The 25,770-nt window shown below is 69.7% G+C and carries 21 protein-coding genes; 12 read left to right on the top strand and 9 right to left on the bottom strand.

Annotated features, from left to right (window positions below; translation table 11 throughout):
- Positions 1-102 precede the first annotated feature (102 nt).
- Positions 103-588, top strand: a complete 486-nt coding sequence (locus C3E99_RS18190; protein ID WP_067113769.1) for an Lrp/AsnC family transcriptional regulator — start codon at positions 103-105, stop codon at positions 586-588.
- Between the two features lie 4 nt (positions 589-592).
- On the opposite strand, the gene C3E99_RS18185 is transcribed toward C3E99_RS18190, so the two are convergent.
- The 6 genes from C3E99_RS18185 to C3E99_RS18160 form a co-directional block, all read right to left on the bottom strand.
- On the bottom strand, positions 593-1,069 hold the full coding sequence (locus C3E99_RS18185; protein ID WP_067113767.1) for a DUF2269 family protein: 477 nt from the start codon (positions 1,067-1,069) through the stop codon (positions 593-595).
- Positions 1,066-2,346 (bottom strand): SDR family oxidoreductase, encoded by a 1,281-nt coding sequence (locus tag C3E99_RS18180; protein ID WP_076073418.1) that lies wholly within the window; start codon positions 2,344-2,346, stop codon positions 1,066-1,068. The genes C3E99_RS18185 and C3E99_RS18180 overlap by 4 nt, the downstream gene beginning before the upstream one ends.
- 326 nt (positions 2,347-2,672) lie before the next feature.
- Entirely contained in the window at positions 2,673-2,840 is a 168-nt protein-coding gene (rpmG, locus tag C3E99_RS18175) for a 50S ribosomal protein L33 (RefSeq protein WP_067113762.1), read from the bottom strand.
- A gap of 504 nt (positions 2,841-3,344) precedes the next feature.
- Positions 3,345-4,070 (bottom strand): energy transducer TonB, encoded by a 726-nt coding sequence (locus C3E99_RS18170; protein WP_104960207.1) that lies wholly within the window; start codon positions 4,068-4,070, stop codon positions 3,345-3,347.
- A gap of 357 nt (positions 4,071-4,427) precedes the next feature.
- Positions 4,428-5,738, bottom strand: a complete 1,311-nt coding sequence (gene gltX, locus C3E99_RS18165; RefSeq protein WP_076073416.1) for a glutamate--tRNA ligase — start codon at positions 5,736-5,738, stop codon at positions 4,428-4,430.
- A gap of 317 nt (positions 5,739-6,055) precedes the next feature.
- Positions 6,056-7,717 (bottom strand): NAD+ synthase, encoded by a 1,662-nt coding sequence (locus C3E99_RS18160; RefSeq protein ID WP_076073415.1) that lies wholly within the window; start codon positions 7,715-7,717, stop codon positions 6,056-6,058.
- A 151-nt stretch (positions 7,718-7,868) separates the two neighbouring features.
- Between C3E99_RS18160 and C3E99_RS18155 the strand changes: the two genes are divergently transcribed.
- From C3E99_RS18155 to pheT, 8 genes are all read left to right on the top strand, one after another.
- The gene (locus C3E99_RS18155) at positions 7,869-8,804 is read left to right on the top strand and encodes a ribose-phosphate pyrophosphokinase (protein WP_076073414.1); all 936 of its coding nucleotides are present in this window, start codon (positions 7,869-7,871) and stop codon (positions 8,802-8,804) included.
- Positions 8,805-8,922: 118 nt separating this feature from the next.
- Positions 8,923-9,705, top strand: a complete 783-nt coding sequence (gene hisN, locus C3E99_RS18150; RefSeq protein WP_104960426.1) for a histidinol-phosphatase — start codon at positions 8,923-8,925, stop codon at positions 9,703-9,705.
- A gap of 25 nt (positions 9,706-9,730) precedes the next feature.
- Entirely contained in the window at positions 9,731-10,081 is a 351-nt protein-coding gene (locus C3E99_RS18145; RefSeq protein WP_067113564.1) for a GFA family protein, read from the top strand.
- Between the two features lie 373 nt (positions 10,082-10,454).
- The gene (rpmI, locus tag C3E99_RS18140; protein WP_067112163.1) at positions 10,455-10,658 is read left to right on the top strand and encodes a 50S ribosomal protein L35; all 204 of its coding nucleotides are present in this window, start codon (positions 10,455-10,457) and stop codon (positions 10,656-10,658) included.
- A 12-nt stretch (positions 10,659-10,670) separates the two neighbouring features.
- Entirely contained in the window at positions 10,671-11,036 is a 366-nt protein-coding gene (gene rplT / locus C3E99_RS18135) for a 50S ribosomal protein L20 (protein ID WP_067112161.1), read from the top strand.
- Between the two features lie 331 nt (positions 11,037-11,367).
- Positions 11,368-12,270: a helix-turn-helix domain-containing protein gene (locus C3E99_RS18130; RefSeq protein ID WP_083674927.1), complete on the top strand. Its 903-nt coding sequence runs from the start codon at positions 11,368-11,370 to the stop codon at positions 12,268-12,270.
- A 125-nt stretch (positions 12,271-12,395) separates the two neighbouring features.
- Positions 12,396-13,496 carry a phenylalanine--tRNA ligase subunit alpha gene (pheS, locus tag C3E99_RS18125; protein WP_076073412.1) on the top strand — a complete coding sequence of 367 codons (1,101 nt, stop codon included), beginning with the start codon at positions 12,396-12,398 and terminating at the stop codon, positions 13,494-13,496.
- Positions 13,493-15,889 carry a phenylalanine--tRNA ligase subunit beta gene (gene pheT, locus C3E99_RS18120; RefSeq protein ID WP_076073411.1) on the top strand — a complete coding sequence of 799 codons (2,397 nt, stop codon included), beginning with the start codon at positions 13,493-13,495 and terminating at the stop codon, positions 15,887-15,889. Before pheS ends, pheT begins: the two co-directional genes overlap by 4 nt.
- A 6-nt stretch (positions 15,890-15,895) precedes the next feature.
- On the opposite strand, the gene C3E99_RS18115 is transcribed toward pheT, so the two are convergent.
- Positions 15,896-18,655 carry a [protein-PII] uridylyltransferase gene (locus tag C3E99_RS18115; RefSeq protein WP_076073410.1) on the bottom strand — a complete coding sequence of 920 codons (2,760 nt, stop codon included), beginning with the start codon at positions 18,653-18,655 and terminating at the stop codon, positions 15,896-15,898.
- The gene (mutS, locus tag C3E99_RS18110; protein WP_076073409.1) at positions 18,652-21,324 is read right to left on the bottom strand and encodes a DNA mismatch repair protein MutS; all 2,673 of its coding nucleotides are present in this window, start codon (positions 21,322-21,324) and stop codon (positions 18,652-18,654) included. Before mutS ends, C3E99_RS18115 begins: the two co-directional genes overlap by 4 nt.
- Positions 21,325-21,503: 179 nt before the next feature.
- On the opposite strand from mutS, the gene C3E99_RS18105 reads away from it, so the two are divergent.
- A complete protein-coding gene (locus tag C3E99_RS18105) occupies positions 21,504-23,768 on the top strand; it encodes an NADP-dependent malic enzyme (protein ID WP_067112149.1) in 2,265 nt (754 codons plus the stop codon).
- 44 nt (positions 23,769-23,812) lie between these two features.
- Here C3E99_RS18105 and C3E99_RS18100 read toward each other — a convergent pair whose 3' ends face one another.
- Entirely contained in the window at positions 23,813-24,301 is a 489-nt protein-coding gene (locus C3E99_RS18100; protein ID WP_067112146.1) for an outer membrane protein assembly factor BamE, read from the bottom strand.
- Between the two features lie 199 nt (positions 24,302-24,500).
- Here C3E99_RS18100 and C3E99_RS18095 point away from each other — a divergent pair, with 199 nt between their 5' ends.
- Entirely contained in the window at positions 24,501-25,043 is a 543-nt protein-coding gene (locus tag C3E99_RS18095; protein WP_076073408.1) for a ubiquinol-cytochrome C chaperone family protein, read from the top strand.
- On the top strand, positions 25,040-25,567 hold the full coding sequence (locus C3E99_RS18090) for a YceD family protein (protein WP_076073407.1): 528 nt from the start codon (positions 25,040-25,042) through the stop codon (positions 25,565-25,567). Before C3E99_RS18095 ends, C3E99_RS18090 begins: the two co-directional genes overlap by 4 nt.
- The last annotated feature ends 203 nt before the right edge of the window (positions 25,568-25,770 follow it).

Below are 25,770 nucleotides of genomic sequence, written 5' to 3'. Positions count from 1 at the left end.
GGGAGAAGCCCTTGGCGCAGCCATGATCTACGCCATCGGGCCCGGCCATTGGCGCCGATTTTGGTCATGGCGGCGACCAAAATTCGCGTTATGACGCAAGGAATGCGAAAAAAGATCGACCTCGACCGTTTCGACCGCCGGCTGCTCGAACTGGTGCGCGCCGACAATCTCGAACCCGCGCGGACTCTCGCCGACAAGGTGGGGCTGTCGGTGTCGGCGGTGTTGCGGCGGCTGCGGCGGCTGCGCGACGAAAAGGTGATCGTCGCCGACCGCGCGATCGTCGACCCGGCGCTGACCGGATCGGCGCTGACCATGCATGTGCTGGTGCGGATGGAACAGGCGGGCGCGCAGACGATGGACGGCTTCGCGCGCGAGATCGCGCGCCACCCCGAAATCACCGGCGCGTGGGACGTGACCGGCGAGGACGACTTCCTGCTGAAGGTGCAGGTCGGGTCGATGGAGGAATATGAAGCCTTCACGCGCCGCGCGCTCGGCGAGGATAAGGGCGTGCATTCCTTCACCACGCTGATCGCGATCCGCACGATCGTCGAGGACGACGCCTCGCGCCGCCCCCTGCGCGACCTGTGACCGCTCACCAGAGCGCCGGCTTCGCCACCATCAGCCAGAAGACGCCGACCAGCCCCAGAAACGCGGGCCAGCCGAGCAGGAACCACAGCCGCATCGTCTGCTCGTAATCCGGCCCCAGCGGCCGCCCGGCGCGCGCCGCCGCCTCGGCAAGCCGCTGCGCACGAATCTGCAGGCCGACGACCGGCGCCCAGCAGGCAAAGGCCAGCGCATAGAGCGCATATGTCGCGAGCAGCCACGGCTCGGTCAGCGGATAGCCCGCGTGATGCGCGAGCCACAAGCCGCTCGCCGGCTGCACGACGCCGCTGGTGCCGGTGAAGATCCAGTCGGCGCGCACCACCATGCGGCCGATGGCGGCGATCGTCGCCGGGTCGCGCGTCAGATGGGCGTTCCACAGATACCAGGCGGTCCCGGCGCCGAAGCCGAACAGCACGGTGCTGCTGACGATGTGCAGCATCTTCACCAGCAGATAGAGGTCGGTCATCTCTTGTCCCCGATGGCGCCGTGCACCGCGACGAGCAGCAGGATCGGCAGATTCTTGAGCAGCGGACCCAGCGGATCGAGCCACAGGCGCGGCAGCGCGAGGCCGATGACGATCGTGTAGCCGAGGATCAGGCCGATCTGGACGACCGTGCTCCAGCGCGCCTTGCGGTCGAGCAGCACCAGCGCCGCCACCGCGATATCGGCCAGGCTGGCGCCGATGCGCAGCGGGTCGGCCAGGCCGGCGGGCAGCCCCAGGCTCGCCGCCAGCGCGCGCGCCGCTTCGCCGCCATGCGTCAGCCCGAGCCATGCCGAGGCGAGCCACAGCAGCGCCAGTATCGCGCGGATCGCGGGCGCGAGGAAGAAGAGGCGCGCGTGCCAGCGGTCCTGTACCTCGGCCGGGCGCGCCGCGAGCGCATCGTTCAGCCGGCGCGGCGCGCTGCCGGTTTCGCGGGCATAGGCGGCGCTGTCGCCGGCGTTGCCCGCGACGAGCTGCGCCAGGCTGTTGCTCGCGATCGGCCCGTCGCCCGCAAGGTCGCCGATCCGGCCGAGCAGGCGCATGACCGGCATCGGGATCGACACGAAGCGCGCCGCGCCGAACCCCAGCCAGCCGCGATAGGCGCGCAGCAGGCCGCGCAGGTCGATCGTCTCTGGCCCCACCGGCTCGAGCGTCCGCCCGGCAAAGCGGTCGTCGGCGCACAGGCGCGCCACGTCGCGCGCCAGATCGTCGACATGGATCGGGGTGAAGCGCTGGTCGCCCGCGCCGGGCAGCGGGACGGCCAGCGGCAGCCCCGCCATTCCGCGCAGCAGCGAGGTGCCGCCATAGCTGCCGTCGCCATAGACGAGCGACGGGCGCAGGATCGTCCAGCCGAGCCCCGAGGCGCGCAGCACGGCCTCGCCCGCCAGTTTCGCGCGCGCATAGTCGGTGCCGACCTCCTCGCGGGCGCTGATCGCGGACAGCAGCACCACGCGCGCGACCCCCGCCTCGCGCGCGGCGGCATACAGAGCGCGCGGCATCGCGACGTGGACTGCCTCCATATCGGGCCCGCGCAGCACGCCCGCGGCGTTGACGATGCAGGCGACGCCGTCCAGATGCGTGCGCCACGCCGCCGCATCGGTCGCTCCGGCCAGGTCGACCGCCACGAACCGAACCCCCGGAAATGCCGCCTCGAGGTGCCCGACCCGGCGAACCACCGCGACCGCCTCGTGCCCCGCGTCGCGCAGCGCGGTCAGAATGTGCCGGCCGATGAAACCGGCGGCCCCCAGGATCATCACCCGCATGCCCGCTCCTTCCGCCCAGCGGGTTAGAGCATGATGACATGATAGGGAATCGTCATTGCGAGGAGCACGGCGAAGAAGCAATCTCCCCTCCCGCTTGCGGGAGGGGTCGGGGGTGAGGGCTCGAACCCTTGCGCAAGGCCGCTGTCCCCACCCCTCTCCTGATGGGGCGGGATACGCTTCAACCCCGACAGGACGGCCCCGAAAGCCGCCCCACACCGCCGGGCACGAAAAAGGGCGGCTCGCGGCCGCCCTTCTGTCCATCGTCCGGCCTTTGCCGGATGACGCGCTTTCGAACCCCGCGCGCCATCGGCGCGCCGGGCGCGGCGTCACTTGATCTTGGCTTCCTTGAACTCGACGTGCTTGCGCGCGACGGGGTCGTATTTGCGCACCGCCATCTTCTCGGTCATCGTGCGCGGGTTCTTCTTTGTGACATAGAAAAAGCCCGTGTCGGCGGTGCTCACCAGCTTGATCTTGACGGTCGTCGGCTTGGCCATGGCCTCATGTTCCTCGAACTATTGACGCATCCGCCGGCCCGTCCGGCGCATGCGGCGGGACGATGGCCCCGGCGATTGCTGAAAAACAAAGAGGGCCGCGTCGCACGCCGCCCCCCTTCATCCCGGCGCCCTTGGCGGGATTCGGTGCTTATGTCAAGCGAAAGCGGGGCCGGGCGAGAGGTTGCGCCAGCTTGGACAAACCCGTTTATCGACCGCGTGGCTGGATCGTTCTTGAATCGAGCACCGCCGTGTCCCTGCGCAGGCGGGGACCCAGAGCCTCATCGCGCCAACGCTGGCTCTCCGACACTCTGGGCTCCCGCCTTCGCGGGAGCACATGCCTGTTCGCTCAAAGACAACCACACTTCGAGCGGCCCGGCAAAAGCCGGGCGGTGCCTGTCGCAGGGTCCGGTCATGGATGCTGAAACCAGTTCCGCATGACGGACAACGATGCGGCGTGGGAACGGGGCAGCACCATCCGCTCCGCTCCCCGCAGGCCCGCCGCCGTCAGGCGTCGCGGATCTGGAAGCGGACGGTCATCTCCTTCCAGCTTTCCTCGGGCACGCCGCCGCGCGTCGCGGGCTTGAAGCGCCATTTCGACAGCGCGCGCTTGCGCGTCGCCTCGAAGAAGGCGGGGTCGTCGGTGCTGACCAGCTCGACCGCCTTGACCCGTCCGTCGGTGCCGATCAGCACGCGGACGCGGACGACGCCCTCGATCCCGGCGCGCTGCTCGCGCGCGGGATAGTCGGGCTGGAACGTCCCGGCGAAGCGCGGATCGACCGCGGCGGCGACGAGCGCCGGGCGCGGCGGGGCCGGCGGATCGACCGCGACCGCCACGCCCGCCCCGCTGCCCGACGGCGGCGTCAGCGGCGGCGCGGGCGGCACCGACGGCGGGTCCGCCGCGACCGGCGGCAGCGGCGAGACCGTCGTCGTCATCGCCGACGGCTGCGGTTCGGCCTGCGGCGGCTGCGGCTGGGGTTCGGGCGGCGGCGCCGGGGGCAGGGTGAAGCTTTTCCACGGCACCGGCGCGCTCGTCGGCGTGCGCTCAATGATCATCGGCGACAGTGCCACCGCGACGACGAGCGCCGCGGGCACGCCAAAGGCGAACAGCGCCGCCAGCGGGCGGTGCCCGGCGCCGGGGTCGTAGCGCGCGCCCGGTGCGGGGGTGCCGGCGGGGGCAGGGGCGCGCTCCGGCGCCGCCGCGAGGGCCGAAATCAGGGGTATCAGCGTCATGGCATCTCTCCTTGCCTGTGCCGACCCGGCCCCGCCGCGTATCGACCGCCGCTATCGGTCGGGTCGATTGATGTAATAATATAACATCACTGCAAATGTCAATGGAGAGGCGGGGAGGACAAGATGCCGGGGACGCTCCGTCGCTTTTTCAGTCGTCATGCCGACTTGGCTTGGCGCACAGGTTCTTCGGACATGTAGGAGCTTGTACCCCGGCGAAAGCCGGGGTCCAGATGGCATGGTGCGGCCCCCCGCGTGGACGCCGGCTTTCGCCGGGGTACATTTGCCTATCCAAAAGGGATGATGCCAACGCGTTTTAGCATGGCGGTGCGTCGGACAGAGGCGGGACAGCCGCCCCGTCTATGCCGCCGACAGCCGCGCGATCGCCTCGTCCCTCGCGATCAGCGGCAGCAGCTCGCCCATGTCGGGCCCGTGGTCGCGCCCGGTCAGCGCGCGGCGCAGCGGCAGGAACAGCGCGCGGCCCTTCGCGCCCGTCGCCGCCTTTGCCGCGCCGGTCAGCGCGTGCCAGGGGTCGGCGCTCCAGTCGATCGCCGGCGCCGCCACCGCCGCTGCTGCGAGCACCGGCCGGTCGGCCGCGTCGGGCGCGGGCGGCGCGAAGGGGCCGTCGAACACCGCCACCCAGTCGGCCGCCTCCGCCACCGTCGCCAGGTTCGGGCGGATCGCGGTCCAGCGCGCTTCGTCGATCGCCGCGGGCAGGCGCGGCGCGACCGCGGCATAGGGGGTGTGGTGGAGGATCTTCTGATTCAGCAGCGCCAGCTCGGCCTCGTCGAAGCGCGCCGGGGCGCGGCCGAAGCGCGCGAAGTCGATGCCCGCGATCAGCGGCTCGAGCGTCGTCACCGGCTCGACCGGGTCGCTCGTCCCCAGCCGCGCGAGCAGCGCCGCGAGCGCGATCGGCTCGATCCCCGCCGCGCGCCAGTCCGCCATGCCGAGCGCGCCGAGCCGCTTCGACAATTTGCCCCCGGTGCCGACGAGCAGCGCCTCGTGCGCAAAGGCGGGGGGTGCCGCGCCCAGCGCTTCGAACATCTGGATCTGCGCCGCGGTGTTCGACACATGATCCTCGCCGCGCACGACGTGCGAAATGCCCATCGCGATATCGTCGATCACGCTCGGCAGCAGATAAAGCCAGCTTCCGTCGGCGCGCCGCACCACCGGGTCGGACAGCGTCTTCGGCTCGAAATGCTGCGGCCCGCGAATCAGGTCGGTCCATGCGATCGGCGCGTCATGGTCGAGCCGGAAGCGCCAGTGCGGCGCGCGCCCTTCGGGCACCGGCGCCCCGTCGGGCCGGCGCTCGTACACCGGCGGCAGCCCGCGCGACAGCAGCACCTTGCGCCGGATGTCCAGCTCCTCGGGCGTCTCGTAACAGGCATAGACGCGCCCCGCCGCCTTCAGCCGCGCGAACACCTCGTCATAGAGCGCGAAGCGTGCCGACTGCCGCTCCTCGCCGTCGACGTCGAGCCCCAGCCACGCAAGGTCGGTGCGGATCGCCTCGACATAGTCCTCCTTCGACCGCTCGCGGTCGGTGTCGTCGATGCGCAGCAGGAAACGCCCGCCATGCTTGCGCGCCCAGAGCCAGTTGTGCAGCGCGGTGCGGACGTTGCCGACATGGAGATTGCCGGTTGGCGAGGGCGCGAAGCGGGTGATGACGGTCATGATGCGCGCCTATAGCGGCTTTGCGGGGCCGGTGGGAATATATGGTTCGCGCCGACGAGCGGCGGTGCCAGGCGATTCTTGCGCGCAGAGGCGCAGAGATCGCGGAGAAAATGAAGAAGGGAAAAAAGAGGGTCACGCGAAGACGCGAAAAAGATGTGGCCGATGGTGTCCTGTTTCAGACCCCGCTGCCGCGGGATGCGGCGGGATAGGGAAAGCCGCTTCGCGGCAAAGGCGACCTCTTCGCGCTTTCGCGCCTTCGCCTGAACCGGACTCTCTGCGATCTCTGCGCCTCTGCGCGAATCGTTCCGAACGTCGTCCTACCCCGTCCGGAACCTGTGGGTGATCGGATAGCGCCGGTCGCGGCCGAAGTTGCGCGTCGACAGCTTCACCCCCGGCGGCGCCTGCCGCCGCTTGTATTCGGCGAGCATCAGCAGCCGCTCGATCCGCGCCACCGCCGCGCGGTCGAAGCCGTGGCGCGCCACGACATCGTCGACGCTCGCTTCCTCCTCGACCAGCATGTGCAGCATCCGGTCGAGGTCCGCATAGGGAGGCAGGCTGTCCTCGTCCTTCTGGTCGGGGCGCAGCTCGGCGCTCGGCGGCTTGGTGATGACCGAATCGGGCATCACCGGCGCGCGCGGGTTGCGCGACAGCCGCGGGACATGCGCGTTGCGCCACCGCGCGATGGCGAACACCGTCGTCTTGTATGCATCCTTCAGCGGGTTGTAGCCGCCCGCCATGTCGCCATAGATGGTCGCATAGCCGACGCTCATCTCGCTCTTGTTGCCGGTGGTCAGCAGCATCGGCCCGAACTTGTTCGACAGCGCCATCAGCGTCACCCCGCGGATGCGCGACTGGATATTCTCCTCGGTCGCATCGACCGCGCGGCCGGCGAAGCTGTCCGCCAGCATCGCGTCGAACGCCTCGACCGCGGGGCCGATGGCGATGGTGTCGAGCCGGCACCCGATCATCTGCGCGCAGCCCCGCGCATCGTCGAGGCTTTCGGCGCTGGTGAAGCGGCTCGGCAGCATCACGCACCAGACCTTGTCCGGCCCCAGCGCATCGGCGGCGATCGCGGCGCACAGCGCCGAATCGATCCCCCCCGACAGGCCGAGCACGACGCCGGGAAAGCCGTTGCGCGTCACATAGTCGCGCAGGCTGACGATCATCGCGCTGTAGATGTCGGCGGGGTGCGCCTCCCATTCGGCGAGGTCGCCGGGCGCGCACGCCCAGCCGTCCGCTCCCTTCGTCCAGCGCGTGACGCGATCCTCCTCCGCCCAGTCGATCAGCCGGTGCGCGGGCGCCCCGTCGGCGTTCAGCACGAACGAGCAGCCGTCGAACACCAGCTCGTCCTGCCCGCCGACGCGGTTGAGGAAGATCAGCGGCAACCCGGTTTCGGCGACACGCGCCGCGAACACCTGCGTCAGGCGGCGGTCGTCCTTGTCGATCTCATAGGGACTGCCGTTGACCGAGATCAGCAGCTCGGCCCCCTGCGCCGCCAGATGCCCGCACACCGTCGGCAGCCAGCCGTCCTCGCAGATCGGCAGGCCCAGCCGTACCCCGCGCCACGTGACGACGTCGGGCAGCGGCCCCGGCGCGAACACGCGCTTTTCGTCGAAGGTGCCGTAATTGGGCAGTTCGTGCTTGCGCCGCGTCGCGACCACCCGCCCCGCGTCGAGCAGCGCGACGATATTATAGAGTCGTCCGTCGTCGCCCCGCTCGACCGACCCGACCAGCATCGCCGGACCGCCGTCGCCGGTCTCGGCCGCCAGGTCGCCGAGCAGCGCCGCCGCGCGCCGGGCCAGCGCCGGCTTCAGCACCAGATCCTCGGGCGGATAGCCGATCAGCTGCAGTTCGGGAAACAGGATCAGGTCGGCGTCGGGGTGCCGCGCGCGCGCCGCGCGCATCGCATCGGCGTTGGCGGCAAGGTCGCCGACCGCCTGCGTCATCTGCGACAGGACGATGGTAAGCTGTTCGGTCATGGCAGGGGTTTAAGCGCAACCGCCCCGATTTCAACCGCCGAGCGTCGCCGCGTTCGCGACCGCCCGCCCGCCTTTACCCCCTTCCCCTTCGCGTGCCCGCTGGTTAAGGGGCGCGCATCCTTCCCCACCACACCGCGACAAGGGGCCACGCATGAAACTCATTTCCGGCAACAGCAATCTTCCCCTGGCCCGCGCGATCGCCGACTATCTGGAATTGCCGCTCGCCGACACCAGCGTGCGCCGCTTCGCCGACGAAGAGGTGTTCGTCGAGATTCACGAGAATGTCCGCGGCCAGGACGTGTTCGTCATCCAGCCGACCAACTATCCGGCGAACGACAATCTGATGGAACTGCTGATCATCACCGACGCGCTGCGCCGCGCCTCGGCCAAGCGCATCACCGCCGTCATCCCCTATTTCGGCTATGCGCGGCAGGACCGCAAGCCCGGTCCGCGCACCCCGATCTCGGCCAAGCTGGTCGCCAACCTCATCACCACCTCGGGCGCCGACCGCGTGCTCGCGATCGACCTGCACGCCGGGCAGATCCAGGGCTTCTTCGACATCCCGACCGACAATCTCTATGCCGCGCCGGTGATGAGCGCCGACATCCAGGCGCGCTTCGGCGACCGCAATTTGATGGTCGTCTCGCCCGACGTCGGCGGCGTGGTGCGCGCCCGCGCGCTCGCCAAGCGGCTCGACAACGCGCCGCTGGCGATCGTCGACAAGCGCCGCGAGCGCGCCGGCGAATCAGAGGTGATGAACATCATCGGCGACGTGTCGGGGCGCTTCTGCATCCTGATCGACGACATCGTCGATTCGGCGGGGACGCTGTGCAACGCCGCCGCCGCGCTGAAGGCGCAGGGGGCAGAGGGCGTCGTCGCCTATTGCACCCACGGCGTGCTGTCGGGCGGCGCGGTGGCGCGCGTCAACGCGAGCGAACTGACCGAACTCGTCATCACCGACTCGATCATGCCGACCGAGGCGGTCAACGACAGCGACAAGGTGCGCGCGCTGACCGTCGCGCCGCTGCTCGGCGAGGCGATCAAGCGCATCGCCGACGAAACCAGCGTATCGTCGCTGTTCGATTGAGGCGCGACATTTTCGAGATTCCGTTCGTGTCGAGCGAAGTCGAGACGCTCATCGTTCGTGCATGCCTTCGGGGTGTCTCGACTGCGCTCGACGCGAACGGGATATGGAGGTTTCCGGCATGACCCTCGAATCCGACATCGCCCTCGCCATCCGTCTCGCCGACGCCGCGGGCGCCGTGATCCGCCCCCATTTCCGCGCCGGTTTCGCGCACGAGGCGAAGGGTGACGACTCGCCGGTGACCGAGGCCGACCGCGCCGCCGAGGCCGCGATGCGCCGCCTGCTCGATGCCGAAGCGCCGCGCGACGGCATCATCGGCGAGGAATATGGCGCCGAGCGGCCCGACGCCGCGCGCCAGTGGGTGCTCGACCCGATCGACGGCACGGTCAGCTTCATGGCCGGCCGGCCGATCTTCGGCACGCTGATCGCGCTCCTGCAGGACGGCTGGCCCGTGCTCGGCATCATCGACCAGCCGATCGCGCGCGAACGCTGGGTCGGCGCTACCGGACAAGCAACGCTGTTCAACGGCCGTCCCGCCGCGACGCGCGCCTGCCGCAGCCTCGCCGACGCGGCGCTCGCGACGACGGGACCGCAATATTTCAGCGATCACGATGGCGCGCATTTCATGGCGCTCGCGGCAAAGACCGCGCACAAGCGCATGTTCTTCGGCGGCGACTGCTACAATTACGGCCTGCTGGCGAGCGGCCATGTCGACCTGGTGGTCGAGGCGGGGCTGAAGCTCCACGATTTCGCGGCGCTGGTGCCGGTCGTCGAGGGCGCGGGCGGCACGATGTGCGACTGGAACGGCGATCCGCTGAACGCCGACAGCGACGGCCATGTCGTCGCATTGGGCGATCCCGCGCGGCTCGAAGATGTTATCGAGGGCCTCGCCTGCCACCATTAGGGCCAAGACCCAGGGAGAGAAGACCATGGCGTTCGACGGAAGCTGCCATTGCGGCGCGGTGACCTATACGGTCGAAGGCGACATCCCCGACACGGCGATGAGCTGCAACTGCTCGCACTGCCGGCGCAAGGGGTTCCTGCTGACCTTCGTGCCGATCGACAAGTTCCGGCTGACCGGCGGCGCCGACAAGCTCGCCTCCTACAAGTTCAACAAGCATAATATCGACCACCAGTTCTGCACCGACTGCGGCTGTCAGGGCTTTTCGGTCGGCACCGGCCCCGACGGGGCGAAGATGGCGGCGGTCAATCTGCGCTGCGTCCCCGCGGCCGACCTCGATTCGCTGACGATCCAGAAGGTCGACGGGGCGAGCTTCTGAACCTCGTCATTGCGAGGACCCCGGACTTGATCGGCAATCCTCCCTTTTCCGTCAAGTCACTGTTCCCCGGCGAAAGCCGGGGTCCATACGAGGCAGCGCTGTGCCATCTGGACCCCGGCTTTCGCCGGGGAATGGCTCCTGACTTGCCTGAAGGGTATATGCCGACTTGATCCGGGGGGCGTGGCAACCCGCAGCCTCCGGCATGCGGAAGCCTCGATGGCTGGAGATTGCCTCGCTTCGCTCGCAATGACCGGATCTTGCGCGAGGCTTGCATTTCGGCGCGAATCCCGCTAGGCGCGCGCCTTCCGATTGTGTCGGCTGGCTGAAAGGGCTGCCAGGCCGATACGCAAACGGACTTCCAAAGGAGACCAAAATGCCCAAGCTCAAGACCAAGAGCGGTGTGAAGAAGCGCTTCAAGTTCACCGCCTCGGGCAAGGTGAAGCACGGCGTCGCCGGCAAGCGCCACCGCCTGATCTCGCACAATGCGAAATATATCCGCACCAATCGCGGCACCAGCGTGCTCAGCGATGCCGATACCGCCCATGTGCGCCTCTGGGCGCCCTACGGCCTGAAGTAAGGAGCGGACCCCATGTCCCGTATCAAACGCGGCACGACCACGCGCGCCAAGCACAACCGGGTTCTGGCCCAGGCGAAGGGCTATTACGGCCGCCGCAAGAACACGATCCGCATCGCCAAGCAGGCGGTCGAGAAGGCCGGCCAGTACGCCTATCGCGACCGCAAGGTGAAGAAGCGGAGCTTCCGCGCTCTGTGGATCCAGCGCATCAACGCGGCGGTCCGCGCCGAAGGCCTGACCTATTCGCAGTTCATGCACGGCGTGAAGCTCGCGGGGATCGAACTCGACCGCAAGGTCATGGCCGATCTGGCGATGAACGAAGGCGGCGTGTTCACCACGATCATCGCCCAGGCGAAGGCGGCGCTGCCCAAGGCCGCGTAACGCCGGATCGAGCCATCGAATCGCAAGAGGGCGGTCCCATCCGGGGCCGCCCTTTTTCGTGCGCGCCGCGCAAAGAGAGACGGCGCGGAGCCAGGCCCCGCGCCGTCTCGACGATGATCAAAGCGATACACCGCCCCCCTCCCTCCGAGCCGCTAAGCCGTGGGTCGCAGAAAGCCGACGGCCGGTGGAAGTGTTCCCATCCTCTGGCACAAGCCGCGCCGAAGAGGCGTGACATATGCCGTCCGGATGATGACAATAATTGTAAGAACCCGACAATCGGGTCGCTTAGCTTGTTGTTTTTTTGCGCATCCGTCCGCAGAAGCGACAGGGCATGACCGATGCGACGCAACCGCAGGGGCCAGGCGCCGATGTGCGCGTGACGACCCGCTTCTTCCCGGTGTCGGAGGCGCTGCGCCCCTATGCCAGCATCATCTATCTGACCGACGTCGCCGCCCCGCCGGGGGTCCGCGTCGACGATTATCTGCACCCCGAATGGGCGAACATGCGCTTCATCGACGGCACCGCGCCGCTCGCGGCGATCGGCGGCGGCGTCCCGGTCCCGGCGCCGCGCTTCATCGCCACCGGCCCGACGAGCAAGGCGAGCTATTTCGCGGCCGGCGCGATGCGCGTCTGGGGGATCGGCCTGTTGCCGATGGGCTGGGCCAAATATGTCCCGATGTCCGCCGAGGCATTGGCCGACCGTTTCTGCGACGGCGAAGCGCATCCCGCCTTCGCCTCCTTCGCGCCGCTCGCCGCACAGCTGCCTCGCGCCGCGGACGCGGAAGAGGCGGCGCGGACGATCGACGCGCATTTCGCCGCGCTGCTCGCCGACGCGCCGCGCGACGATCCGGCGATCCGCGCCGCGCACGGCGCGCTCGTCGACGAGGAACTGGCGAGCGTCGCCGACCTCGCGGACCGGCTCGGCCTGTCGGCGCGCTCGGTCGAGCGACTGAGCCGCCGGGCCTTCGGCTTTCCGCCCAAGCTGCTGCTCCGCCGCCAGCGCTTCCTGCGCAGCCTTGCCCGCTTCATGCTCGACCCGACGATGGCGTGGATCGACACGCTCGATCACCACTATCACGACCAGGCGCAGTTCACCCGCGACTTCCAGCGTTTCATGGGGATGAGTCCGCGCGCCTACGCGGCGCGGCCCAAGCCGATCCTCGGCGCCGCCGCCCGCGCCCGCGCCGCCGCCGCGGGCGAAGCGGTGCAGGGCCTGCACCGGCCCGGCGCCTGAGCGCTTCGGGGTTGACCCGCGCGCCGCCTTCGGTGCAAGCGGCGGCGGAACGACCCGGCATCCGGAAACCACCATATAGACGATCGCGCGCGCCTCGGCGGGCGGCCGCCGCAGGACGAACGAAGATGAGCGAATATCAGGCCATGCAGGCCCAGCTTGTGGGCGACATCGCCGCGGCCGCCGACCTCGACGCGCTGGAGGCGCTGCGCGTCGCCGCGCTCGGCAAGGCGGGCAGCGTGTCGGCGCTGCTCAAGACGCTAGGCGCGATGAGCCCCGAGGAGCGGCAGGAGCGCGGACCGCAGATCCACGCCCTGCGCGAAGCCGTCACCGGCGCACTCGCCGCACGCAAGGCCGCGCTCGAAGCCGCGGCGCTCGAGCAAAGGCTCGCCGCCGAGCGGCTCGACATGACGCTCCCCGCCGACGCTGCGCCGCAGGGCAGCGTCCACCCGGTCAGCCAGGCGATGGACGAGCTGGCGGAGATTTTCGCCGACATGGGCTTCGCAGTCGCCACCGGGCCCGAGATCGAGGACGATTGGCGCAATTTCACCGCGCTCAACATCCCCGAGACGCATCCCGCGCGCGCCATGCACGACACCTTCTATTTCCCGCCGCAGATGGCGAACGCCGATGGCCGTCCGATGCTGCTTCGCACCCACACCTCGCCGGTGCAGGTCCGCACGATGATGAGCCAGCAGCCGCCGATCCGCATCATCGCGCCGGGGCGCGTCTATCGCAGCGACAGCGACGCGACCCACACGCCGATGTTCCACCAGGTCGAAGGTCTCGTCATCGACCGCCGCATCCATATGGGCCACCTCAAATGGACGCTCGAAACCTTCCTCAAGGCCTATTTCGAGCGCGACGACATCGTGCTGCGTCTGCGCCCCAGCTATTTCCCCTTCACCGAGCCGTCGGCGGAGGTCGATGTCGGATACCGGCAGGAAAAGGGCCGCCGCATCGTCGGCGGCAGCGGCGACGACGAAGGGCATGCGTGGATGGAACTGCTCGGCAGCGGCATGGTCAACCGGCGCGTCATCGCCAATTGCGGGCTCGACCCCGACGAATGGCAGGGCTTCGCCTTCGGCGCCGGCATCGACCGGCTCGCGATGCTCAAATATGGCATGGACGACCTGCGCGCCTTCTTCGACGGCGACCTCCGGTGGCTGTCCCACTACGGATTCGGCGCGCTGAGCGTTCCGACGCTGTCCGGGGGCATTTCGGCATGAAGATCACCCTCGACTGGCTCAGGGAGCATCTCGACACCGACGCGACCGTCGAGGCGGTGGTCGCGACCCTCAACCGTATTGGCCATGAGGTCGAAGGCGTCGAGAATCCGGCCGAGAAGCTCGCCGGCTTCCGCGTCGCGCGCGTCCTGACCGCCGAGCGCCACCCGCAGGCCGACAAGCTGCAGGTGCTCACCGTCGACGCCGGCCCGGACGTCAACGGCGGCGCGCCGTTGCAGGTCGTGTGCGGCGCCCCCAACGCGCGCGCCGGCCTCGTCGGCGTGCTCGGCCTGCCCGGCGCGGTCGTCCCGGCGAACGGCATGGAGCTGAAGGTCTCGGCGATCCGCGGCGTCGAATCGAACGGCATGATGTGTTCGACGCGCGAGCTCGAACTCGGCGACGACCATGACGGCATCATCGAGCTGCCCGCCGACGCCCCCGTCGGCATGCCCTTCGCCGACCATGCGGGCACGAACGATCCGGTGATCGACATATCGATCACCCCCAACCGGCAGGACTGCATGGGCGTGCGAGGGATCGCGCGCGACCTCGCCGCGGCGGGGCTGGGCACGCTCAAGCCGCTCGCCGTCCCGACGATCCTCGGCGAAGGCGAGCCCGCGACCGGGATCGCCACCCACGACCCCGAAGGCTGTCCCGCCTTCTATGGCCGCACGATCGCCGGCGTCACCAACGGCGCCGCGCCCGAATGGATGCGCCGCCGGCTCGAAGCGATCGGCCAGCGCTCGATCTCGGCGCTCGTCGACATCAGCAACTATGTGATGTTCGACCTCGGCCGCCCGAGCCATATCTACGACCGCGCGACGTTGACCGGACCGCTCGTCGCGCGCCGCGCGAAGGCGGGCGAAAGCGTCGTCGCGCTCAACGGCAAGAGCTATACGCTCACCGACACGATGACGGTGATCGCCGACGATGCCGGCGTCCACGACATCGCCGGCATCATGGGCGGCGAGCATAGCGGGTGCAGCGAGGCGACGACCGACGTCTTGCTCGAAATCGCCTGGTTCACCCCGGAGCGTATCGCGCTCACCGGCCAGGCACTCGGCCTCGCCAGCGACGCGCGCAGCCGTTTCGAGCGCGGCGTCGATCCGGCTTTCCTCGACGACGCGGCCGCGATCGTCACCGGGCACATCCTCGCCATCTGCGGCGGCACCCCCTCGGCGGTGACGCGCGCAGGCGCCCCGCCGGTCGCCGCGCGGCACGTCGATTACGACCCCGGGCTCGCCGCGACGCTGGGCGGCGTCGCGATCGACCCCACGCGCCAGCGCGAGATTCTGGAGGCGCTGGGCTTCACGGTCATCGAACAGGGCGCACGCTGGCAGGTCACGGTGCCGAGCTGGCGCCGCGACGTCGACGCCGCGCCCGACATCGTCGAGGAAGTGGCGCGCATCCACGGCTTCGACGCCATTCCCTCGACCCCGTTGCCGCGCAGCGACGGGGTGGCGAAACCGACCGCAACCGCCGACCAGATGCTCGAACGCCGCCTGCGCCGCGCCGCGGCGGCGGCGGGTTTCCACGAGGCGGTGACGTGGAGCTTCGTCAGCGAGCGCGAAGCGGCGCCGTTCGGCGGCGGCACCTGGGCGCTCGCCAACCCGATCAGCGAAGATCTCAAGGTGATGCGTCCGTCGCTGCTGCCGGGCCTGCTCGCCGCGGCCGCGCGCAACGCGAATCGCGGCGCGGACAGCATCCGCCTGTTCGAGATCGGCCGGCGCTATCTGGCCGATGCCGAGCATCCGACGCTGGCGCTGCTGATGGCGGGCGAACGCCGCGCGCGCAGTTGGCAGGCGGGCAAGGCGCAGCCCTTCGACGCGTTCGACGCCAAGGCGGCGGCGCTCGCGCTGCTCGAAGCCGCCGGCGCCCCCGCCGACCGGCTGCAGGTGATGGAACCGGTCGCCCAGGGCGCGATCTGGCATCCCGGTCAGGCGGCGACGCTGCGGCTCGGTCCCAAGGCGGTGCTCGCCGAGTTCGGCGCGCTCCACCCCGCGCTGACGCGGCATTTCGACGTCGACGGGCCGGTTATGGCGGTGCAGATTTTCCTCGACGCGATCCCGGCAAAGCGCGCGAGCGGTCCGGCCCGCGCGGCCTTTGCGCCGCCCGCGCTGCAGGCGGTGCGCCGCGACTTCGCCTTCCTCGCCCCCGAAACGCTCTCCGCCGCCGACCTCGTCCGCGCGGTGAAGGGCGCCGACAAGGGCGCGATTACCGGCGCCCGCCTGTTCGACCGCTTCGCCGGCCAGGGCGTTCCCGAAGGACAGGTCAGCCTGGCCGTCGAGGTCGAACTGCAACCGGCGGATAAGAGCTTCACCGATGCCGATCTGAAGGCGATCGCCGACAGAATCGTCGCCGCCGCCGCGAAACTGGGCGCGGTGCTGCGGGGATAGGCCGGATCAGGCGGCGACGGCATTCTCGCTGCGGCTCGCGGCGGCTTCGAGCAGGCGCTTTTCCAGCGATCTCACGCGCGCCGCGCTGTCGATCTTGTCGCCGATCAGGTCGGTGACATAGAAGGTGTCGACCGCGCGCTCGCCATAGGTGGCGACATGCGCGCTGTGCACCGTCACCTTCGACTGGAACAGCGCATAGGCAAGCTGGTTGAGCAGTGCCGGGCGGTCCTGCGCATTGACCTCGATCACGGTGAAGCGGTTCGACGCCTTGTTGTCGATGAAGACGTTCGGCGCGATGCGGAACGCCTCGGCGCGGGTGCGCGGCAGCGCGCGCGCCTCCAGCTTGGGCAGCAGTTTCTGGCGGCCCGCCAGCGCATCCTCGATCGCCCGCGTCAGGCGGACGATCTGCTCCGCCTCGGCAAAGGGGCGGCCGAGCGGATCCTGGACCAGGAAATTATCGAGCGCGAGCCCGTCGCGCGTCGTGTGGATACGCGCGTCGATGATGTTGCCGCCGGCGAGGTGGATGCCCCCGGCGATGCGATAGAAGAGCCCCGGATGGTCGGCCGCGAGCACCATCACCAGCGTCGCGCCGCGATCGTCGTCGGGCACCGCCGCAATATGCAGCGGGGCGCCGCCGGCCTTCTGGATATGGATCAGGTTCGCCGCGATCACCTCGACCGGCTCGGCGATCCAATAGCTTTCGGGAAGCCGCCTCGCGAGCCGCGCGAACGCCTTGTCGTCGAGTGCGAGCAGGCGCTGCGCCTCCTCCTTCTTGCCCGCGATCCGCGCCGCCCGCCCGCGCTGCTTGTGGCCGAGGCGCAGCACCTCTTCGGCGGCGTCGAACAATTCGGCCAGCAACTGCCGCTTCCAGCTGTTCCACACGCCGGGGCCGACCGCGCGGATATCGACGACGGTGAGGACGAGCAGCAGGCGCAGCCGCTCGGGGCTCTGGACGATCTGCGCGAAGTCGAGGATCGTCTTGAAATCGGCGAGGTCGCGCTTGAACGCCGTCGCCGCCATCAGCAGGTGATGACGCACCAGCCACGACACCGTCTCGGTCTCCGCCTCGGTCAGCCCGAGCCGCGGGCAGACGCGCAGCGCGAGTTCGGCACCCAGGATGCTGTGATCGCCGCCGCGCCCCTTGGCGATGTCGTGGAGCAGCACCGCGACATAGATGACGCGCCGCGACTGGACATGCTGCATGATCGCGGTCGACAGCGGATGATCGTCCTTCAACCGGTCCTGTTCGATGTCCGAAAGCAGGCCGATCGCGCGGATCGTGTGCTCGTCGACCGTATAATGATGATACATGTCGAACTGCATCTGCGCGACGACGCGGCCGAAATCGGGCACGAAGCGGCCGAACACCCCCGCCTCGTTCATCCAGCGCAGCACCGTTTCGGGGTCGCGCGGGGACGTCAGCACGTCGAGGAACAGGGCATTCGCGCGCGCGACGCGGCGCACGCCCTGCGTCTCGATCAGTTTGGCGTCGTGGCGCGCCTGGCGCATCGCCTGCGGGTGGATTTCGAGGCCATGCCGGTCGGCGAGCGCGAAAATCTCGATCAGCCGCACCGGATCCTGCTGAAAGAAGTCGTCCGACGGCAGCGCCAGCCGGCCGCGATCGAGCACGAAACCGCCCAGCTTGCCCGGCCGTCGCCGGATCGTCGGCAGGAAGCGGCGACCGCGCGCCGCAAGCTGATCGTCGAGATGCGCGAGGAAGGTGCCGGTGAGGTCGCCGACGCTCTTCGCATGGAGGAAATAGAGCTGCATGAACCGCTCGACCGCGCTCTTGCCCGGCCGCTCGGCGAACTGCATCCGCGCCGCGATCTCGCGCTGGACGTCGAAGGTCAGCCGGTCCTCGGCACGCCCCGCGAGCATGTGGAGATGGCAGCGGACGGCGAGCAGGAAATTCTCGGCGCGCGCGAACTGGCGCAGTTCGCGGCTGGTGAGCAGCCCGGCGTCGACCAGTTCGGGAACGGTGCGCACGCGGTGGATGAACTTGCCGATCCAGAACAGGGTGTGAAGGTCGCGCAGCCCCCCCTTCCCCTCCTTCACATTGGGTTCGACGACATAGCGCGAATCGCCCATCCTTTTGTGCCGCTCGTCGCGCTCGGCCAGCTTGTCGGCGACGAAGGCGCGCGCATTGCCCGCAACCACCTCGGCATCGAAACGCGCCGAGGCCTGATCGTAGAGCGCTCGGTCGCCCCACACGAAACGCGCCTCGAGCAGCGCGGTGCGCACCGTCAGATCCTCCTTCGCGGCGCGGATCATCTCGTCGAGCGAGCGCGACGAATGGCCGACCTTCAGCCCAAGATCCCACAGCGTATAGAGCTGCGCCTCGATCACCTGCTCAGTCCAGCTCGTCTGCTTGAACGGGGTCAGGAAGCCGATGTCGACGTCGCTGAACGGCGCCATGTCGCCGCGGCCATAGCCGCCGACCGCGACCAGCGTCAGCCGCTCGCCCGCCGACGGGTTGCTCGCCGGATAGAGGTGGTGGACCGTGAAATCGTGGCTCAGGCGGACGATCTGGTCGGTCAGAAAAGCGGTCGCATGCGCCGTCACCCGCCCTGCCGACGGATGGAGCAGCAGCCGGCGGCCGATCTCCGCGCGCCCCGCGTCGAGCGCCTGCCGAAGCAGCGCGACCATCGCGCGGCGGCGCTGCCCGGTATCGCCCGTCTCGGCCGCCAGCGCATCGAGCCGCCCCGCCAGCGCGCGCCGGTCGATAATCGCGCGGCGGTCGTCGAGATGCGCGAACAGGTCGCTCATCGCCCGCTCCCCTCCTGCTCGGCCCATAGCTGCTTCAGCCGGTAGAGCGCATCGAGCGCTTCGCGCGGCGCGAGCGCATCGGGGTCGATGACGGCAAGCGCCTCGCGCAGCGCGTCGGGCTTCGCCGCGGGCGCCTCGGCGATCGTCGCGGCGAACAACGGCAGGTCGTCGAGCCCCACGGCCAGGCCGCCGGTCGCCTCGCGGCCCGCCTCCAGCTTCGCGAGCACCGCCTCGGCGCGCCTGACGACGCCCGCGGGCACCCCTGCGAGCCGCGCGACGGCGAGGCCGTAGCTGCGGTCGGCGGGCCCCTCGGCGACCTCGTGCAGCAGCACCAGATCGCCCTGCCATTCGCGTGCGCGGACATGATGAAGCGACAGCGCGTTCAGCGTTTCGGCGAGCCGCGTCAGCTCGTGATAATGCGTCGCGAACAGGCAGCGGCAGCGGTTCGCCTCGTGCACCGCCTCAACCACCGACCAGGCGAGCGCGAGCCCGTCATAGGTCGAGGTGCCGCGCCCGACCTCGTCGAGGATCACGAAGCTTTGCGGCGTCGCCTGTGCGAGTATCGCCGCGGTCTCGACCATCTCGACCATGAAGGTCGAGCGGCCCCGCGCCAGATTGTCGCTCGCCCCAACACGGCTGAACAGCCGGTCGACGAGCCCCAGCTTCGCCGACGCGGCGGGCACGAAGGCGCCCGCCTGCGCGAGCACGACGATCAGCGCGTTCTGGCGCAGGAAGGTCGATTTGCCGCCCATGTTGGGGCCGGTGACGAGCCACAGCCGGTCGGCCTCGGACAGCGAGACGTCGTTGGGCACGAAGCGCTCGCCGCTTTTCGCCAGCGCCGCCTCGACCACCGGATGGCGTCCGCCCGACACGTCGAGGCACGGATCGTCGGCAAGGTCGGGACGGCACCAGTTGTGGCTCATCGCATGATCGGCGAGCGCGGCGGCGACGTCGAGCCGCGCGAGCACGTCGCAGCTCGCGGCGATCGCCTCGCGCCGCGCTACCGCGGCCTCGGTCAACGCTTCGAGGTGCGCCGCCTCGGCGGCGACCGCGTGCACGCCCGCCTGCGTCACCCGGCTCGCCGCCTCGTGCAGGTCGGACGCGTTGAAGCGCACGACGCCCGCGAGCGTCTGGCGGTGGGTGAAGCCCGATTCGGGCGCCATCAGCGCGTCGGCATGCTTCGCGGGCACCTCGACATGATAGCCGAGCACGCCATTGTGGCGGATCTTGAGCGAGGCGATGCCGGTGCGGTCGCGATAGCGCGCCTCCAGAGCCGCGATCGCCTTGCGCCCGTCGCGCGCGGTCTCGCGCAGCGCGTCGAGCGCGGCGTCATAGCCTTCGGCGATATAGCCGCCCTGCGCGGCATCGACCGGCGGCGTCTCGATCAGCGCGCGCGACAGTTCGTCAACCAGCGCACCGTGCCCGTCGAGCCCCGGAAGCAGCCGGGCGAGCAGCGGCGGCAGGTCGGGCCGCCGCGCGAGCCGTTCGCGCAGCAGCCGCGCGCCGCCGAGCGCATCGCGAAGCTGCGCGAGGTCGCGCGGACCGCCGCGCCCCGCGACGAGGCGGCCGAGTGCGCGGCCCGCATCGGGCAGCGCGCGCAGCGCAGCGCGCAATTCGCCGCGCCACAGCGCGTCGCGCGCGAGTGCATCGACAAGGTCGAGCCGGTCGAGGATCGCGCCCTTGTCGGTCAGCGGGCTCGCGAGATCGTCGGCGAGCAGCCGCGCGCCGGCCGCGGTCACGGTCCGGTCGATGGTGCCGAGCAGGCTGCCGTCGCGCGTTCCCGCCATCGTACGGACGAGTTCCAGGCTTTCGCGCGTCGCCGCATCGATCGCCATCCGCCCCGACGCGCTGTGGCGCACCGGCGGCTGGAGAAAGACCGCACCGCCGGTGCCGACATGGTCGAGATAGGCGGCGATCGCGCCCATCGCCGCGATTTCGCCGCGGGTGAAGGCGCCGAAGCCGTCGAGCGTCTGGACCGCGAACAGCGACTCGAGCCGCTTCTGCCCGGCACCGCTCGAAAATTCGCCGGCCGGGCGGCGCACCACCTGCCGCGCGGTCCAGGCGGGAAGCGCTTCGGCGGTTTCGCTCACCAGCAGTTCGGACGGCGCGAGCCGCGCGAGTTCGGCGTCGACCTGATCGGGGCGGACCGCGACGACTTCGAAGCGGCCGGTGGAAATATCGGCGGCGGCGATCGCGATCTCGCTTTCGCTGCCGACCTGCGCGAGCGCGGCGAGCCGGTTGGCGCTGCGCCCTTCGAGCAGCGCCTCCTCGGTCAGCGTCCCCGCCGTCACGAACCGCACGATGGCGCGCGCGACGAGCGCCTTCGACCCGCCACGCGCCTTCGCCTCGGCCGGGGTTTCGACCTGTTCGGCGATGGCGACGCGGTGTCCGGCGCGGATCAGCCGCGCGAGATAGGATTCGGCCGAATGGACCGGCACGCCGCACATCGGCACCGGCTCTCCGCCATGCTCGCCGCGCGACGTCAGCGCGATGTCGAGCGTCGCGGCGGCCGCCTTCGCATCGTCGAAGAACAGCTCGAAGAAATCGCCCATGCGGTAGAAGAGCAGGCAGTCGCCCGCCTTTTCCTTGAGCGACCAATATTGCGCCATCATCGGCGTCGCGGCGGGGGCGGCGTTGCTGTTGGCGGCGGTGCGGGCGGTTGCGGACATCGAACCCTGCTTAGTGATTGAGGGCGGCATGGCAAGTTCGCGCATGGCCTTCGTGGAAGAGTGGGACGGATGGCCCCTGTCCCGCGAATCTTTTTCGCTCAGCCCGGTTACAATCGCCGCCGGTGACGCTAGGGGATTGGGAAACGGCGCGGGCCTTGAACGAACCCAAGGGGAAAAATATGGACAGCGGCAGCAAGGTGCAATTTTCGGACCGAGAGGCCCTGCTCTACCACGAACACGGCCGACCCGGCAAAATCGAGATCGTCGCGTCGAAACCGATGGCGACCCAGCGCGACCTGAGCCTCGCCTACTCCCCAGGCGTCGCGGTCCCGGTCAAGGCCATCGCCGACGACCCCGCCACCGCCTACGATTATACCGCCAAGGGCAACCTCGTCGCCGTCATCTCGAACGGCACCGCGATCCTCGGCCTCGGCAATCTGGGCGCGCTCGCCTCGAAGCCGGTGATGGAGGGCAAGGCCGTCCTCTTCAAGCGCTTCGCCGACGTCGATTCGATCGACCTCGAGGTCGATACCGAGGACCCGCAGGCCTTCATCGACGCGGTCGAACTGCTCGAACCGAGCTTCGGCGGCATCAACCTCGAGGATATCGCCGCGCCCAACTGCTTCATCATCGAGGCGGCGCTCAAGGAAAAGATGAACATCCCGGTGTTCCATGACGACCAGCATGGCACCGCGATCATCACCGCCGCCGGCCTGATCAACGCCTGCCACCTGACCGGGCGCGACCTCAAGGACATCAAGGTGGTCGTCAACGGCGCCGGCGCCGCGGCGATCGCCTGCACCGAACTGATCAAGGCGATGGGCGTCCGCCACGAAAACGTCATCATGTGCGATCGCAAGGGCACGATCTACCAGGGCCGCGCCGAAGGGATGGACCAGTGGAAGTCGGCGCACGCGGTGCCGACCGAGGCGCGCGACCTGATGCAGGCGCTCAAGGGCGCCGACGTCTTCCTCGGCCTCTCGGCCGCGGGCGCGCTCAAGCCGGAGATGGTGAAGGACATGGCGCCGGCGCCGATCATCTTCGCGATGGCGAATCCGGACCCCGAAATCTCGCCGCCCGACGCGCGCGCCGCGCGGCCCGACGCGATCATCGCGACCGGGCGCTCGGACTATCCGAACCAGGTCAACAACGTCCTGTGCTTCCCCTTCATCTTCCGCGGCGCGCTCGACGTGCGCGCGACCGCGATCAACGAGGAGATGAAGATCGCCGCCGCCTACGCCATCGCCGACCTCGCGCGCCAGCAGGTGCCCGAAGAGGTCGCGGCGGCCTATGGCGGGCGCGCCGCCAGCTTCGGCCCCGAATATATCATCCCCTCGCCCTTCGACCCGCGGCTGATGGAAATCGTCCCCGCCGCGGTCGCGAAGGCGGCGATCGACAGCGGCGTCGCGCAGCGGCCGATCGCCGACATGGCCGAATATCGCACCCGGCTGCGCGCCCGGCTCAACCCGACGACCTCGGTGCTCACCCTCGCCTATGAAGCGGCGCGGGCGAATCCGAAGCGCGTCGTCTTCGCCGAGGGCGAGGAAGAGGTGGTGCTGCGCGCCGCGATCCAGTTCCGCGACGGCGGCTACGGCATTCCGGTGCTCGTCGGGCGCGAAGGGCTGCACGACATGCTGCGCGACATGGGCGTCGCCGACCCCGAAAGCTTCGAGGTCCACAACAGCGTCAATTCGCCGCATGTCCCGCAGATGGTCGAGATGCTCTACGAGCGGCTCCAGCGCCGCGGCTATCTGCGCCGCGACATCGAACGGATGGTCAACCGCGACCGCAACATCTTCGGCTCGCTGCTGCTCAAGCTCGGCCTCGGCGATGCGATGATCACCGGCGTCACCCGCACCTATTCGCAGACGATGCGCGAGGTGCGCCGCGTGATCGACCCGGCAGAGGGCAAGACCGCCTTCGGCATCCACGTCCTCGTCGGCCAGCATCACACCATCTTCATGGCCGACACGACGGTCAACGAACGCCCCTCGGCGGAAATGCTCGCCGACATCGCCGAACGCACCGCGCAGGTCGCGCGGCGCATGGGGCACGAACCGCGCGTCGCCTTCCTCTCCTATTCGACCTTCGGCAACCCGCCGGGGTCGTGGCTAGACAATATCCGCGACGCGGTGCACATCCTCGACGAACGCCGGCCCGAATTCGAATATGAGGGCGAGATCGCGCCCGACGTCGCGCTCAACGCGAAGGTGATGGCGAACTACCCCTTCTGCCGCCTGTCGGGCCCGGCGAACGTGCTGGTCATGCCGGGGCTGCAATCGGGCAATCTGTCAGCGAAGCTGCTGCGCGAACTGGGCGGCAGCGCCGTCATCGGCCCGATGCTGATCGGGATGGAAAAGCCGGTGCAGGTCGCGACGATGGCGTCGCCGGCATCCGATCTCGTGACGCTGGCCGTGCTCGCCGCCGGCGGCATCGCGGGGTAGGACCACCCTCCCCCCGCATACCGGCGGCGGGGAGGGCGAGAGCCTTATTGGCCGGGCGTTCCGCCGCCCATGCCCGGCGCTCCGACGGCGCCGATATTGCCGAAGATGTCCTCGAAGAAGCTGCGGCTGCGGCCCAGCGTCGGCGTCTTGTCGCCATTGGGGTTGATCTTGCTGACCTGGTCGAGCCCGGTGCGATCGACCGCGGCGACATTGCCCGCGGGGTCGAAGCGGACCCGCAGCACCTGCTGCGCGACCGGACGCGGATTGGCGAAGGCCAGCGCCCGCGTCTCGCGCGACAGATAATAATATTCGTTGTTGCTGAACTGGCCGACGAAGGTCGGGTGGCCCAGCGTCCGTTCGACCGATTCGCGATTGTCGACCCCGGGGGTGATCGCGTCGGTCAGCACCGGGTCGACCACATAGCCCTGCCGCCCGCGAAGCTGCGTGCAGCCGCTGGCGGCCAGCGCGACGATCAGTCCCACCGCCAGCAGGCGCAGGCGGGGGGCGGCAAGGACAGGCTTGGCTTCGAACATCAGCAATCTCCGTCGCGCGCAGTCCTGACCTCGCCCCTGGCCGCCCGCCCCGGCGACCGACGCAGGCCGCTGCGCATCTCCCGCGCCTCTTAACCGCAAGCAGGCGCGGCGCACAAGCCGCTTGTCGCGCCGCCGCCCCGGCGCGCCCGGCGACAGCCGCCCCCTTTTCCGCGCCGCCGATTGCGCCTAAGCGGACGGGATGATCTCGCTCCGCAAACTCTTTCGGCCCGACCCCGACCCGCGCGAGGCGCGCCGCCCGCTGTGGCAGGCGATCGTCGCGACGGCCCGCGCCCCGCACTGGTATGTCGAGGGCGGCGTTCCCGACACGCTCGACGGGCGTTTCGACATGATCAGCCTCGTGCTCGCGCTGGTTCTCCACCGGATCGACGAAGAGCCGGAGCAGGCGATCGCCGGCGTGCAGCTCACCGAATTGTTCGTCGCCGACATGGACGGCCAGATGCGCCAGATCGGCTTCGGCGACATGGTCGTCGGCAAACAGGTCGGGCGGATGATGGGGGCGCTCGGCGGACGGCTGGGCGCCTATGCCGCGCCCGACGGCTCGCCCGAACTGCGCGCGGCGCTGGTCCGCAACCTGTGGCGCGGACAGGCACCCGCCGAAGCCGCGCTCGCGCATGTCGAGGCGCAGGTGGCGGCGCTGCGCACGGGGTTGGCGGCGATGCCCGTCGCCGCGCTGATCGCCGCCGACCGGCTGCCCGGAGACGCGGCCGGAGACGGGGCATGAGCGCGACCGAATTTTCGCACCTCGTGACACTGGCCGAGGCCGGACAGGGGCGCTGCATCGCGATCGAGGCCGACGCCGCGGCGCGCACGCGCATCGCCACGCGGCTCGGGCTGGTCGCGCTCGACCGCTTCGCGCTGACGGCCGATGTGCGCGCGGTCGCCGGCGGCATCGCCGCGACGGGCGCGGTCGAGGCCGATGTCGTGCAGTCGTGCGCCGCGACCGACCTGCCGGTGCCCGCGACGCTGCGCGAAGCGTTCGACCTGCGCTTCCTGCGCGAGGTGGAGACCGGAGACGCGGCCGATGAAGAGATCGAGATCAGCGGCGAGGATTGCGACATATTGCCGCTCGACGGCGACCGGATCGATCTGGGCGAAGCGGCGGTCCAGACGCTGTCGCTCGCGCTCGACCCTTTCCCGCGCCACCCCGACGCCGACCGCATCCTCGCCGAAAAGGGCGTGCTGAGCGAGGAACAGGCGGGCCCCTTCGCGGCACTCGCCCGGCTGCGCAGCAAGCCGGACGCCTAGAGCGGCGTGCATCGAATGGACTCGTCATTGCGAGCGGCAAAGCCGCGCGGCAATCCAGAGCGGTGTAAACCGCTCTGGATTGCTTCGCTCCGCTCGCAATGACGAGTCCATTCGATGTCATCATCCGCTAAGCCGGCGGATCAAGGGGCCGGTCGGCCACGCCCCCTGAACTCCCCTTCTTCTCTGCGATCTCAGCGCCTCTG

This window comes from Sphingopyxis sp. MG (genome assembly GCF_002953155.1).
GTDB classification, from domain to species: Bacteria; Pseudomonadota; Alphaproteobacteria; order Sphingomonadales; family Sphingomonadaceae; genus Sphingopyxis; species Sphingopyxis granuli.
Note: the sequence above shows the minus strand (reverse complement) of the source record. Positions and strands in the feature narration are given on the sequence as shown.

Excerpts from the sequence above, each read along its gene's own strand:
- rpmI (WP_067112163.1), top strand. The coding sequence starts at position 10,455 with ATGCCCAAGCTCAAGACCAAGAGCGGTGTGAAGAAGCGCTTCAAGTTC.
- C3E99_RS18095 (WP_076073408.1), top strand. The coding sequence starts at position 24,501 with ATGATCTCGCTCCGCAAACTCTTTCGGCCCGACCCCGACCCGCGCGAG.
- C3E99_RS18190 (WP_067113769.1), top strand. The coding sequence starts at position 103 with ATGCGAAAAAAGATCGACCTCGACCGTTTCGACCGCCGGCTGCTCGAA.
- C3E99_RS18185 (WP_067113767.1), bottom strand. The coding sequence starts at position 1,069 with ATGACCGACCTCTATCTGCTGGTGAAGATGCTGCACATCGTCAGCAGC.
- hisN (WP_104960426.1), top strand. The coding sequence starts at position 8,923 with ATGACCCTCGAATCCGACATCGCCCTCGCCATCCGTCTCGCCGACGCC.
- C3E99_RS18170 (WP_104960207.1), bottom strand. The coding sequence starts at position 4,070 with ATGACGCTGATACCCCTGATTTCGGCCCTCGCGGCGGCGCCGGAGCGC.
- C3E99_RS18180 (WP_076073418.1), bottom strand. The coding sequence starts at position 2,346 with ATGCGGGTGATGATCCTGGGGGCCGCCGGTTTCATCGGCCGGCACATT.
- rpmG (WP_067113762.1), bottom strand. The coding sequence starts at position 2,840 with ATGGCCAAGCCGACGACCGTCAAGATCAAGCTGGTGAGCACCGCCGAC.
- C3E99_RS18130 (WP_083674927.1), top strand. The coding sequence starts at position 11,368 with ATGACCGATGCGACGCAACCGCAGGGGCCAGGCGCCGATGTGCGCGTG.
- pheT (WP_076073411.1), top strand. The coding sequence starts at position 13,493 with ATGAAGATCACCCTCGACTGGCTCAGGGAGCATCTCGACACCGACGCG.
- C3E99_RS18145 (WP_067113564.1), top strand. The coding sequence starts at position 9,731 with ATGGCGTTCGACGGAAGCTGCCATTGCGGCGCGGTGACCTATACGGTC.
- pheS (WP_076073412.1), top strand. The coding sequence starts at position 12,396 with ATGAGCGAATATCAGGCCATGCAGGCCCAGCTTGTGGGCGACATCGCC.
- gltX (WP_076073416.1), bottom strand. The coding sequence starts at position 5,738 with ATGACCGTCATCACCCGCTTCGCGCCCTCGCCAACCGGCAATCTCCAT.
- rplT (WP_067112161.1), top strand. The coding sequence starts at position 10,671 with ATGTCCCGTATCAAACGCGGCACGACCACGCGCGCCAAGCACAACCGG.
- C3E99_RS18090 (WP_076073407.1), top strand. The coding sequence starts at position 25,040 with ATGAGCGCGACCGAATTTTCGCACCTCGTGACACTGGCCGAGGCCGGA.
- C3E99_RS18160 (WP_076073415.1), bottom strand. The coding sequence starts at position 7,717 with ATGACCGAACAGCTTACCATCGTCCTGTCGCAGATGACGCAGGCGGTC.
- C3E99_RS18100 (WP_067112146.1), bottom strand. The coding sequence starts at position 24,301 with ATGTTCGAAGCCAAGCCTGTCCTTGCCGCCCCCCGCCTGCGCCTGCTG.
- C3E99_RS18115 (WP_076073410.1), bottom strand. The coding sequence starts at position 18,655 with ATGAGCGACCTGTTCGCGCATCTCGACGACCGCCGCGCGATTATCGAC.
- C3E99_RS18155 (WP_076073414.1), top strand. The coding sequence starts at position 7,869 with ATGAAACTCATTTCCGGCAACAGCAATCTTCCCCTGGCCCGCGCGATC.
- C3E99_RS18105 (WP_067112149.1), top strand. The coding sequence starts at position 21,504 with ATGGACAGCGGCAGCAAGGTGCAATTTTCGGACCGAGAGGCCCTGCTC.
- mutS (WP_076073409.1), bottom strand. The coding sequence starts at position 21,324 with ATGTCCGCAACCGCCCGCACCGCCGCCAACAGCAACGCCGCCCCCGCC.